Origin of the sequence: Bradyrhizobium genosp. A, from assembly GCF_049949275.1 — a bacterium.
Taxonomy (GTDB): Bacteria; Pseudomonadota; Alphaproteobacteria; order Rhizobiales; family Xanthobacteraceae; genus Bradyrhizobium.
On record NZ_CP188196.1, the window covers coordinates 2,009,836 to 2,021,884 of the forward strand.

Below are 12,049 nucleotides of genomic sequence, written 5' to 3' on the forward strand. Positions count from 1 at the left end.
CGCATCTGGGCGAGCCGATGCGGATGCGTGCGGCGAGGGGCCCGCCGCACGCAATTCCGGCTCGATCAGACGAACAGGAAGTCGTTGCTGTTCAAGTTCGCGGCGACGACGTTCTTCAGCAGGATCGAGTCGTTCGCCGTGACGTGGACCAGGGTGTCGGCACCGGACTGACTGAGCTGGAGAGTGCCGTAGTCGGCGGCCATCAGCTTTGCGATCGCGACCGTGTCGTGGCCCGTTGCCGAGCCGGCATGGAAACCGTTGACCGTGTCGTTGCCACCGCTGAAGGAGATCGTGGTCGATCCGGCGCCGGCCGCCGCGAAGGTGTCGTTTCCAGTGCCGCCGGTGAGCGTGATGCCTGCGACCTTGGCCGACTCGTTGTGCGTTCCATCCGAGTTCAGGATGTCGACATAAGTCAGATTGCCGGCAGTGTTGTAGGAGTCGTGCTCCGTGTTGGTCGCGTTGAAGTAGAAATTGTCGTGCGACCCGTCGGCGTTGTTGACGTACATCTTCGCCTTGACGCCATCCGTGTAAACGGTCGTCGCGTTCGAGCCGTCCGTGTTCTGAACGTAGTCGCTGGCGATCTTGCCGCTCGAATAGGTCTGGGTATCCTTCGAGCCGTCGGCATTGGTGATGTAGACCGACGTCTTGACCCCGCTGCTGTAATTGGTCGTCGTGGTGTTGCCGGAGGCCTTCGCCACCGTCTGGGTCACGCTGCCCGACGTGTCGAACGTAGACGACAGGGTCGAGCCGTCGGTGTAGTTCTGCACCTCGGTCGTCTTGTGCCCCGTGGTGTCGTACTGGTCCGTCGTGACGCTGCCGTCCGCGTTGACGACCTTGGTATATTGCAGGGTGCCGTCGGCGTGCAGATCGGTGATCGACGCGATGGTGCCGTCCGCCTTGATCTGCTGGATCTCGGTCGTGTAGGCCTTGCCGGTGACGTTGAAGAACGTATTGGTGTGCGTGCCGTCGGCATGCGTTTCATACGTCGCGGTCTTGACGTCGTTGCTGTAGACCGTCGTCGACGATGAGCCGTCCGTTTTCTGGATCAGCGTGCTGGTCAGGTGGCCGGCCGTGTAGAGATCGGACTCCTTCGAGCCGTCGGCGTGCGTGATGTAGACCGAAGTCTCGACGCCGCTGCTGTAGTTGGTCGTCGTGGCGTCGCCGCCAGCCTTCGCCACCGTCTGCGTGACGTTGCCTGTGGTGTCGTAGGTGGACGTCAGCGTCGAGCCGTCAGCGTAGTTGACAGTCTCGGTCGTCTTGTGGCCCGTACCGTCGTACTGGTCGGTGACCACGCTGCCGTCAGCGTTGACCACCTTGGTGTACTGCAAGGTGCCGTCGGCATGGAGGTCGGTGATCGCCGTGATCGTGCCGTCGGCCTTGAGTTTCTGGATCTCGGTCGTGTAGGCCTGCCCGGTGATGTTATAGAACGTGTTGGTGTGGGTGCCGTCGGCGTTGGTGACATACACCTTCGATTTCACGCCGCTGGCGAACACCGTCATGGTCGACGAGCCGTCGGTCTTCTGGACGAGATCGCTGGCGATCACGCCGGCCGTGAACAGCTTGGTTTCCTTGGTGCCGTCGGCACTGGTGATGTAGATCGACGTCTGAACGCCGGCGCTGAGGTTCGTCGTTGTGGTGGTGCCGCTGACTGTCTTGGCAACCGTCTGTGTCGCCACCCCGGACGTGTTGTAGTTCGTGATGAGGCTCGAACCGTCCGCGTAGTTCTGCACTACGGAGGTCCTCTGACCGGCCGAGTTGTAGAGGCCAGTGGTGGTGCTGCCGTCCGCGTTCGAGACCTTGGTGTACTGCGTTGTGCCGTCGGCATGCAGGTTGGTGATGGCGGTCACCGTCCCATCGGCCTTGGTTTGCAGAATCTGCGTCGTGTAGGCCTGACCGGTAATGTTGTAGAACGTGTTCGTATGTGTTCCGTCGGTGTTGGTGACATACACCTTGGATTTGACGCCATTCGCATAGACCGTCGTCGTCGACGACCCGTCGGTCTTCTGGACCAGATCGCTCGTGAGCTGGCCGCCGCTGAACAGCTTCGTCTCCTTGGTGCCGTCGGCACTGGTGATATAGATCGAGGCCTGCACGCCCGCGATGTAGTTGGTTGTCGTCGTGCCGCTGGCGGACTTGGCGACGGTCTGCGTCATGGCGCCGGAGGTGTCGTAGTTCGTGGTCAAGCTCGATCCGTCGGTATAGTTGCGCACCTCCGACGTCTTCTGGCCGGCGCCGTTGTAGAGGCCGGTGATGGTGCTGCCGTCGGCGTTGACCACCTTCGTGTACTGGGTCGTGCCGTCGGCGTGCAGGTCGGTGATGGCTGTTACCGTTCCGTCCGCCTTTGTCGTCAGAATCTGGGTGGCGTATGCTTGGCCGGTGATGCCGTAGAACGTGTTGGTGTGCGTTCCATCGGCATTGGTGACATAGACTTTCGACTTCAGGCCGTTTGCGTAAATCGTCGTCGTGACCGATTTGTCCGAATTGATGACGGTATCGCTCGAGATGCTGCCGTCCGGATTGTAGTTGATGGTCTCCTTAGCGCCGTTTGCACCGACGATGACTTCCTGCGTTTTCACGCCGGCCGAGTACAGAACCATGTCGCTGCTTGAGTCGACATTGACGAGCGATTTGCTGGTGATGACGCCGTTGCTGAAGTTCGACGTCTGCGTTCCCGTCAGCGTACCGGTGGCGTTGAAGAACTTCGTCTCGCTCCAGCTCGTCGTGGAGGTCGTCACGGAGAACGAGTAGCCGCCCTGAATGGCCGCAAGGGCGTTTCCGTAGTGCGAGATGATGTAGTCCATCGTCGATACCGACGCGACCGGGAGCACGTGGGTGTCCGTGAGCGTGATCGAATGCAAGGCCGTCGACGCGGAGAGGTCGGCGAGTTCCGCAACGATCTGGGCAGCCGTGCCGGTGACGTCGGTGGCCTGGGCCGGACCCCCGGCTGCCTGCGATACCCCGTCGATTTCGATGATGATGGGGTGATCGCTTACGGGAACCGTGAACGAGCTGACATTGGTGTAGGTTGCGATCGGGTCCGTTCCGCCAGTGGGATCGTAAACCTTGATGGACTGATGCACGCCGCCGAGCTGAACCGTGACGGTCTGGCTCGGATTGCTGATCTCGGTGTTGGTCGTCGGATCCCAGACCTTCGGCTCGGCCCAGACGACGAGATCGTAGGCGCCGTTGCTCTTGCCGAGCACCATGCTGTTACCGGAGCCCGGCATGTTGCTGAGCGTGTAGCTCAGCGGGCTCGTCGGCTGGCTATGGCCGGTTCCGTCGTCGTGGAGGATCGTGGTCAGGTTATGAACCGCGGTGGCGGCCAGCTTGGGCGTCCCGTCGTCGTAGAACAGCCCGAAATGGCTCTGCGGATTGGTATCGCTGCTCGACGAGTTGCGATCGAGCAGCTCATAGAGATAGGTCTTGCCGACGCCATCCTTGAAGGCATCCATCAAGGTGTTGAGGATCGATTTCGCCTCAGCCGACTCGTTTATGCCGAGGAACGGCGTCGTGCTCAGCGTCGAGTAGCCGGTTTCAGTGATGACCGAGGGATCGCCGGGAGCCACCGAGCTCGCGAGATTGAGGGCCGATGCCAGCGCGGCCGCGGGCGTGGTGCCGGTGCTGACATAAGCATGAGAGTTGGCGTAATTCGAGAACGAGCCGAGATTGCCGAGCCTGGCGAAATCGGCGGGATCGTCGTAGCCGAGGGTCAGATTGTAGACGGGAAGGCTTGCGAGCGACGCGTCCGCTTTGATCGCGCTGTAGAGTGCCTGCTGAAATTGCGCCGCGGCCTCGATCGTCGAGCTGCCGTTGTAGCTGAACGCCTGGAGATTGACTTCGTTCAGGCCTTCGAGCGCGATGACGCTGCCTGGGTGTGCCGCCTGGAATGCTTCGAGCGCGTTGACATATTGCTGAAGGCCCGTCGCGCCCGTTGCCGGGATCGATGATGAAACGCCGAGATCGAACTTGTATCCGGCGTTCGCCAAACCGTCGAGCACGGGCTGTGCTGCCGGAATGTTCGTCAAACTGTCACGAAGCGTGGTGACGCCGAGATATTTGAGGTCTGCTTCGACAAGCGCGAGATTGTTGTAGCTGCCCCACGCATACGACACGTGCGTGTTGACGCCGATGGAGTTCGTAAACGCGCTCGCAGAGAGAACGTTTTGGTCGGTGCTGGTGATGGTTGCCATGACTTCCCCTGGTGACGCCCGCTGTGTTGCCCCGTGCATAGCGGCAGAGTTTGTCAGTGACGTTATAATGAAGGCTAAAGATGTAGATATCCGCGGCTTTTCTCCGAACGAACTGCAAGTATTTTCAGCACATTGCGTGACAATGCTTGTTCCTCACAGGAACGCGCCGCGATTGCCCAATTACGTTTCATCAGTAGCCCGTTGTTCTACGGAATGTTCCGTGACCGCGGAGTGAATCGGTTGCGCAAACGAAAATGATTCGTCGCGTGCTAATGCGCGGGCGCGGTGCTCGAAGATGATGCGCCGGGCAATTGATATTCGGTCCGCCATCCAAGTCGCTGTGCGTCGCCGTCGGCGATGGCTTCGAGCAGCGGACGAAGCGCCTTTCGGGCACCATTAAGACTGCGGTAAGCCAGGATTGCCTCGACCGCGAGCAGGCCGACGTAGCTCGTTCGGTTGATACGATAGACAATCGGGGAGGTTGTATATCGTTTCTCAATCAGGATCCGGTTCCGGCAGGCATAATAGAGCCGCCACGCCGGTGCGTCGGGGCTGACGAGCGCGCTGCGCGCGCTGGTGCTCGGCTTCTTGTCCCAGGATTCTTCCGCGTCGTTGATGCAACCGACATCCGTCAGATAGATGGCAATGCCGGCGTCCATCAGGCGCAGTGAGTAGTCGTGGTCGTCACTATAGAGGACGAACTCCTTGTTCGGAGGCGCGACCTTCCGGACGGCGCCGATCGGCAGCAGCAGCCCGCCATAGGGAGCGGTCTCGATCCTGCGCAGATGAAACTCCCCGTAATTCTCCGGATCTCGCCGCGCGGATCGCGCGAACCGCCGCCATAGTTTCGACGGAAGCGAGGCGAGATGAAAGTTCAGGAACGAGTTGGCGCGGATGGCCACCGCGTTGTGATCGGCAAGCAACGTCGGATAAATGCCCCGATGCCTGCGCAACGCGCACAGCCCGATATCATCAGTCGCGCCGAGCGCCGTATGCAGCGCGAGCAAGCGGTCCAGGAAGCCGTCCTCGCCGACATTATCGTCGTCCAGAATCAGGACGAACCCCAAATCGTCGTCTTCGAGCTGCTGGGCAGCGGTGATGCCGGCGTGAAAGCCGCCGGCCGATCCCTGATTTGAAGCGAGCCTGATGACATCGACGGGAGGTATGGTTGCGAAATCGTCAACCGTCACCGGGCGGTTGCATCCATTGTCGACCACGATCACGCGTTTGACCGCGGGGCTGGCCTGAACGGCGGCAACGGTCCGCCGTACCAGCTGCTCGCGTCGTCCGTAAGTCACGATGACACATGCGACCGAGCGCCTCGCTTCGTTCGAGCGATTGAGGACGATCGGTGGCTTCGACTCGAGGGGAGCGTTCGACAATTTACTCTCGCTTGGCGTTAGGTCGTTCCATTCGGGCGACATTATAGATACTCAGTCGAATTGGAACGGCAATTCCTCCGGCAATTTTCGCCACAAAAGCGTGCAAACGTGTTGTTCGCTCCGACAGCGGCAGCACTTTGCCGGTGAGGGCCTAATGTGATCATATTGTGAAGGTCGGTCGCGCAGATGCAGGTGATGATGGATCGGGAGCGGATGCATGCAATTTCTCGAGCGCACGGAGGCGCAATGTTCCTGGCAATGAAGAGAGTCTTTCTAGCCGCGCTGTTGCTGACACTCGGTCTGGTGGCATCCGTCGAGAATGCCAGTGCGGGTCCGCTCACATGGGGGGTCGACGGCCCCGACGGACGGCGCGCAGACCTGAAGGCGATCTTCGAGGTCATGCGAGCCCGCGGGCTCACGCAGTACAGGGTCGGTGCAAATCTCGCGCGGGACACCGATCCCTACGAGGTCCAGATGTACCGGGACATGCTGGCGCTGGCCAAGACCTACGGCATCACGCTCAAGCCGATTTTGGCGACCCCGTTTGCCTGGGGCGATCGCACCGATGGCGGCAAGTATCCGGCTGGCGACTGGAATGCGCTGTATCAACAGGCCTATTCGAGAACTTACACCTTCGTGATCAATTTCAAGGATCAAATCAACGACTGGGAGATGGGCAACGAGATCAATCTTCTGGCGCTGGATTCCAGCGGGAAGAAGCTCTACGGCCACGGCTGGACCGCCGAGGAATTCGACATGCCGGTCATGAACGACTGGGTCGCGGTCCTCAAGGGCATGTCGGATGCGATCGACAAGATCAATCGCGAGCACGGGACGCATTTGCGACGCGTGCTCAACACCACGTCGACGATGTTCGGCTTTCTCGACTTCATGGCGTCGAAGGGGGTCGGATTCGACGTCATCTCCTACCACTATTATGAATCCCTAAATCAGAATCCAAACCGCGCCTGGGGCGGCAGCAGGCAGCCCTACAGTCTGTTCAAGAAGCTCGCGACGTATGGCAAGCCGGTCGTCTTCAATGAGGTCAATTGCGCGGAGATCTACAAGCCGGCCTATGAGAACGAAGCCGGCAAACCCCTCACCGAGGCGTGCTACAAGAGCCTGCACGCCACGTTGAGCTTCATCGCCAATCAGGTCGACGCCGATGTCGAGAGCGTGCTGATCTACGAGTTGTTCGATGAGCCGAAGAAGACCCCGCCGGAAAACCGCTTCGGCCTGATGTACGACCTCAAGACGCCGAAGGTCCCGCTTTACATGCTTTCACGCTTTGCGGGAAAGCAGCTCGCGCCGCAAGAGGCCGACGAGCTGACGAAGCGCGGAATGTAGGCGCGGCACGTGCCGCGCCTACGGCAACATTCGGCCTAGATCCAAAGCCACGGACAAACGGTGTCCAGTGCGACCCGGATGTAGAACTTCCAGATGTTGTCGGTTGCATATCCCTTGTTGTCGAGGCCGCGGATTCCGCTGACGAGCGGCACCGTCCGGAACCGTGGAACGAATTTTAGCGTTCTCGGCGCGGCCTCGAAATCGTCGCGCAGCGCCTTTTCGGGGAACGCGGCGGCGGACGTCTCCTCATAGAGCTTGCATTTGCCCTGGAGATATTGGCGATAGCCGGCTTTGGTCCACGCCATCATGTACATGTCGACGACCCTTTTGGGGTAGTTGCGCATGTTGACGTAGAAGTCGAACCCTTTCGGGGTCTTCTGGATTAGCTTGGCGAGATTCAGGACAACGTAACGGCCGGTGACCTTCCAGATCGGGGTGTCGGCATCGCATTCCCTGATGAAGCGCGAATTCGCCATCGCGTAGTCCAGCAGGAACAACTCCCCGTAGCCGCGGCCGTACATCTGGGGATAGTCGAGCCCCGGAAAGGAAATAAACTCGATCTTGTCGACGATGTTCAACTGCTCGGCGATGGCCTTGAGACTGGACAGGTCGGATTCCGAGTTCTCGACAAAGACGATCTGGTCGATGCACTGGCCGACCAGCCGGCCGTAGAACCGGAGCGCGTCTTCATAGTCCTTGCGGCGGAGGGCGGGATCTTTCCGGCCGAGGCTTCGTACGTCGGCTTTCGGCGTGATGGTCGCCGTCATGATCAGAATATTCATGGGTCCTTTCGATGTCATCTCATCAATCCCTCGCGGTGTCATGGCTAGGTAGCAGCGACGCGCTCCTTGTTCAGTTCGAGATCGCGCAGGCCGAGCAGGCTCCGTGCCAGTTGCCGATGAAACAGCAGGTAACTGATCGCGATCGTCAGGACATAAGCGGTCGTGCCAAGCAACCAGGCTGATTTCGGCGTGGCGGCCATCTCCATGACGCGATTTGCGGCAACGAGGCCGAGCATCGTGGCGACAGTTGCAGGCGCGAGCGACTTGACCAGATCGACCACTGGCAGTTTGGTTTCCCAGCAGGTGATCAGCATCGTGGCGACGGACACGATGAGGGTCACCGCGAGATAGATCTTGATGATCCCGATGAGCCCAAATCTCAGGCCGATGACGAACGCCACGATCGTCGAGATGCTGTTCGCGGTCGAAACCCAGAATTGCAGCTGAGCCTTGCCCCGCGACAGCAGCATGGCGCCACTATAAGCGGTGATCGACTGCGCTGCGCCGGCAATCGACATCAACCCGACCAGCGGAATGATGCCGGTCCATTTGGCCGGAAAGAACGCGGTGAAAAGATAGTCCGCGCCGAACGTGAGATAGAGCATGCCGGGAAAGACCACGGCGGCCGTCAGCGACAGGACACCGCAAATGATCTCGTTGCGCTCCTGCAGCGATCCCATTGCCGCCTGACGGCTGAGTGTCGCCATCAGCACGCCGCTGCCGGGCCAGGTGATCACCATCAGCGGAAGGATCATGATCTGGTACGCCAGACCGTACAGACCGACGGCGGCCGCGCCCACAGCACCGCCGATCAGGACGTTGCCAACTGCGCGACCGGCAAAGTTGAGCAGATTGCTCGCCAACACCCAACCGCCGAAGGTCAGGATCGAGCGCACGCGGCCCCATTGAAAATTGAGCTGCACATCCTTTCGCGCGATGATGGCGAAGGCGGCGGCGCGAACGATCTGAACGACGACATAGTAGGCGACCAGCGCCCAGACGCCCCAGCCCAGGAAGGCGCCCACAACGCATGTGAGCACCGAAACGACGACGGCGATGATCTCGACGCTCGCCACGACCTGGTAGCGCAGGTGCCGTTCGAGGACGGCGCGCGGGCCGAGGCCGGCGATGGAGAGCACCACCGAAATCGACAGCGTGGCGAGCACGCTTCCCAATCCCTCCATCTCGAGACCGGCGGCGAGAGGCGCGGAGATGACCGCCAGGATCACGGCGCAGAGCAAGCCGATGGCGCAGATCAGCGTGATCGCGGCGCCCGCGTCGTTCCGATCGAGCGTCGGCCGCTGCACCATGGCGCTCGACATGCCCAGATCGGTTAACAGCGCGATGAATCCGACGAACGGGAGCGAAAAGGTGACGAGACCGAATTCGGCCGGCGCCGCGAAATACGTCATCATGACGGTCATCGCGAACTGCAGGCCGGATTTGAGAACGTTCATGCCGGACATCGACAGCAGATTTTTCAGCATTACGATCTCCGGGCGCCACGGGATGATGCCCACTCAGGTTCCATACGGCCCAGCCCTGCACCCGCGCGTTTATCTCGCACATGCACAACTGGCAAGACAAGCAATCAGGCAGCAGGCATTGCCAAGTTGTTGGGCAGGCCATTTTTCATTCTGGGCAGCATCGCGGCGTCACGCTGTCGTTACACATCCGATGGGGATGCGCCGGCAGCTTCGAGGAAACGCCCCTTCCAGGCGAGAAGTGCGACGATGGCGGTTGCGGCCGAAATCTTCGCAACCAGCGCAATCGCGGACGCCGAAGGCACGGCCGAAAATGCGCCGATGAAGGCGGCGCCCGCGACGGATGCCGCGACGAGCCCCCATCGCGGCGTTGCGCCGAACCGCACCATTGGTCTTGCCGCGAGCACGATGACGATCGCGGTTGCGGCGATTGCACCGACCAGGACATAGGTCGGCGATCCCGTGATCGCTTGCGTCGGCACCGCCACGGCCAGGACGAGCAGCAATTGGCACAGGGCGACGACGACGAGACGCGTGGCGGACTTCGTCAAATGGGGTGCGATCGCGAGCGTGGATTGCAGATGGCAGTGCATGAAATAGAAGCCCGCTGCGGTCGCCGAGGTCTGGAGAAAGCTTGCCAGAATGGACGCCGGAACGAACAACTGTCCCGCGTCCGGCAGAAAGCCGATCAGGCCTCCGAGCATCACCAACGTGGCGCATATGATGAAATCGAGGAGATGCGCGACGGCGGCACGGGAGTCGTCGGCACTGCCGCGCTCGTATTGATGGACGACTTCGGGATAGTTGACGGTGTGGATGGCTGCGACCAGCACTGCAAACGGCCGCTGCAGCAGGTCGATCGCCATCGAGAAGCCTGCGGTGACCGCGGGAGCGCTCGCACCCAGCGCTGAAACGACGACGAAGCGTATCGAGACCGGGACCGAAAGGTGCAGCACTGAGGCGCCGGCGGCGAGCATACCGTAACGAGCGAAGCCGCTCCAATCCGCGAGCAGCGCCGGACGGGGCACTTTCTGAAGCGTTTGGGGATGCAGCAACTGCCCGGCGATCAGGCTGGCGATCTGGGCGCCCAGCATGCCGAGCAGCGCCGCGTGCGCCGTGCCGTGGAGCCACGCGCCGGCCGTCGCGCCGCCCACCATCAGCGTGGCTCTCAGAATGAGGAGAAACGCGGCGGCGCCAAGTCGGTGCGAGACGCGGACAACCATGAAGTGGAGATCGGTCGCGCCCTGCGCTACGGCTAGTGCAAGGCCGACCAAGCCTACGCTTGTGGCGATCGGGCTAGCGATCGAAACGGCGAGGCCCCCGATCACCAGAAGCGCGAGCGCGCTGGCGAGCGCGGCGCCGAACAGGGAAGATCTCAGTCGCGCCGCGTCGTCCTGCGTGGCGGCGGCGAGAAAGCGCACGCCGGCCAATTGCAGCCATTCGAACATCAGCACGCTGAGCAGCTGACTGGAGGCGAGCGTGAGGGAGAAATTGGCATAAGCGAGCGGCGTGAGGATACGGCCGAGCAGAAAGATGAGAATGATCGCCGCCGCACTCTGGTAGACGACCCCGACAAGCGCGAACAGACGGGTCATGGGAGGTTCAGGCTGCGGGCTGAAGTGCAGGACAGAACGGGCTCATTGCACAAACCGGTCATCCCAGGGCTATTGCTTGTGCCGGCTCAGGAGCTCGAAGGCGGCGCGATATTCGGCGATGACGTCGGTGAATGTCCGATGATCGTTCTGCTTCGCGAGCTTGTCGACCATCGCCGCCAGCTCCTCCGGATTCGACAAGATGCGCACAATGCTGTCCGCGAGCGACTTCGGATCGGGCGCGGTCAACCAGCCGACGGCACCGCGCTCGACGGCCTCGGGAATCCCGCCGAATTGCGTCCCCAGGAAAGGCTTTCGCGCCGCCTGGGCGTCAGCAACGACGAGCGGACCCGGCTCCTCCCAGATCGGCGGAATCACGACGACGTCGATCTGACGATAGAATTTCTCAGGCTCGACGAAGCCGAGAAATTCGATACTCGCCTTCGGCGCCATGGCCCTGAGCTCGTGCTGGATCTCCGCCTCTGCGACGCCTGCGATGACAAGCCGGACCCGGTCATGGGGAAGATAGGCGAACGCCTTGACGAGATTGTAGATGCCTTTTTCTTCGGTCAGACGGCCGATGAAGCCTAAGGTCAGGACCGGAGCTGCGGAATATTTCGAAGGCGGCGAGACCGGCATCGTCGATGCGTGGGGAATGACCTTGCGGAGCTGCGTATCGGCGAACAGGCCCGTCTCCAGATGGATGTCGAGGATGCGCTGGCTCACGCCGACGACGCCGCGCAGATATCTGGTTGCGCTTCGGCGGTTGATGGTCAGCAGCCTGCAGCTCATGCAGGTATGCTCGCAGGCCTTCCCCTTCGAGAAGCGCGAGCACCGCGGGCAGGTCAGGTAGTAGTCGTGCAGCGTGTGGAGGACCGGCACATTGAGCTCGGCCGCCGTCTTCCATACCGCCGTGGTGAGGCCCGAGAGGTTGTTCGAGTGCAGTACGTCGGGCTTGAATGCCTTGATTCTGCTGGCCACGAGTTCGGCGCTTCCGCGCCAGTCCTCCATCGCATGCCACAATCCTCTCGCCGGCGCGCTTCGCTGTCCGGTGAAGGGTCGGTAGATGTTCTGGACCGGCGCCGAGTACACGTCGATGCCGTTGCTCGTCTCCATCGCCTGTTCGGGCAGCGAGGCGGCGCGAACGACTTCGACGGCATCGCCACTCTTCAAAAGGCCTTCGGCAATGCGACGCACGAATATCTCGGCCCCGCCGACCACCTTCGGTGCGCCCGGTGTCGGGTACAGTGACGATGTGATCAATATTCTCAT

7 protein-coding genes are annotated in these 12,049 nt (G+C 61.2%); 1 reads left to right on the forward strand and 6 read right to left on the reverse strand.

From position 1 onward, the window contains the following. Positions 1-65: 65 nt before the first annotated feature. Positions 66-4,190, reverse strand: a complete 4,125-nt coding sequence (locus ACP2YP_RS09370; RefSeq protein WP_426423842.1) for a beta strand repeat-containing protein — start codon at positions 4,188-4,190, stop codon at positions 66-68. 269 nt (positions 4,191-4,459) lie between these two features. Then, complete coding sequence (locus tag ACP2YP_RS09375) at positions 4,460-5,572, reverse strand: glycosyltransferase (RefSeq protein ID WP_426423844.1); 1,113 nt, start codon at positions 5,570-5,572, stop codon at positions 4,460-4,462. A 246-nt stretch (positions 5,573-5,818) separates the two neighbouring features. On the opposite strand from ACP2YP_RS09375, the gene ACP2YP_RS09380 reads away from it, so the two are divergent. Further along, positions 5,819-6,919 carry a hypothetical protein gene (locus ACP2YP_RS09380; RefSeq protein WP_426423846.1) on the forward strand — a complete coding sequence of 367 codons (1,101 nt, stop codon included), beginning with the start codon at positions 5,819-5,821 and terminating at the stop codon, positions 6,917-6,919. Positions 6,920-6,954: 35 nt separating this feature from the next. On the opposite strand, the gene ACP2YP_RS09385 is transcribed toward ACP2YP_RS09380, so the two are convergent. From ACP2YP_RS09385 to ACP2YP_RS09400, 4 genes are all read right to left on the reverse strand, one after another. Then, positions 6,955-7,701 (reverse strand): hypothetical protein, encoded by a 747-nt coding sequence (locus ACP2YP_RS09385; RefSeq protein WP_426423848.1) that lies wholly within the window; start codon positions 7,699-7,701, stop codon positions 6,955-6,957. Positions 7,702-7,745: 44 nt separating this feature from the next. Then, entirely contained in the window at positions 7,746-9,188 is a 1,443-nt protein-coding gene (locus ACP2YP_RS09390; protein WP_426423850.1) for an oligosaccharide flippase family protein, read from the reverse strand. 179 nt (positions 9,189-9,367) lie between these two features. Further along, the gene (locus tag ACP2YP_RS09395; protein WP_426423852.1) at positions 9,368-10,780 is read right to left on the reverse strand and encodes a hypothetical protein; all 1,413 of its coding nucleotides are present in this window, start codon (positions 10,778-10,780) and stop codon (positions 9,368-9,370) included. A 69-nt stretch (positions 10,781-10,849) separates the two neighbouring features. After that, positions 10,850-12,049 carry a glycosyltransferase family 4 protein gene (locus ACP2YP_RS09400; RefSeq protein WP_426423854.1) on the reverse strand — a complete coding sequence of 400 codons (1,200 nt, stop codon included), beginning with the start codon at positions 12,047-12,049 and terminating at the stop codon, positions 10,850-10,852.

Coding starts and splice junctions, on each gene's coding strand:
- ACP2YP_RS09370 (WP_426423842.1), bottom strand. CDS start 4,190: ATGGCAACCATCACCAGCACCGACCAAAACGTTCTCTCTGCGAGCGCG.
- ACP2YP_RS09380 (WP_426423846.1), top strand. CDS start 5,819: ATGTTCCTGGCAATGAAGAGAGTCTTTCTAGCCGCGCTGTTGCTGACA.
- ACP2YP_RS09385 (WP_426423848.1), bottom strand. CDS start 7,701: ATGAATATTCTGATCATGACGGCGACCATCACGCCGAAAGCCGACGTA.
- ACP2YP_RS09390 (WP_426423850.1), bottom strand. CDS start 9,188: ATGCTGAAAAATCTGCTGTCGATGTCCGGCATGAACGTTCTCAAATCC.
- ACP2YP_RS09395 (WP_426423852.1), bottom strand. CDS start 10,780: ATGACCCGTCTGTTCGCGCTTGTCGGGGTCGTCTACCAGAGTGCGGCG.
- ACP2YP_RS09400 (WP_426423854.1), bottom strand. CDS start 12,049: ATGAGAATATTGATCACATCGTCACTGTACCCGACACCGGGCGCACCG.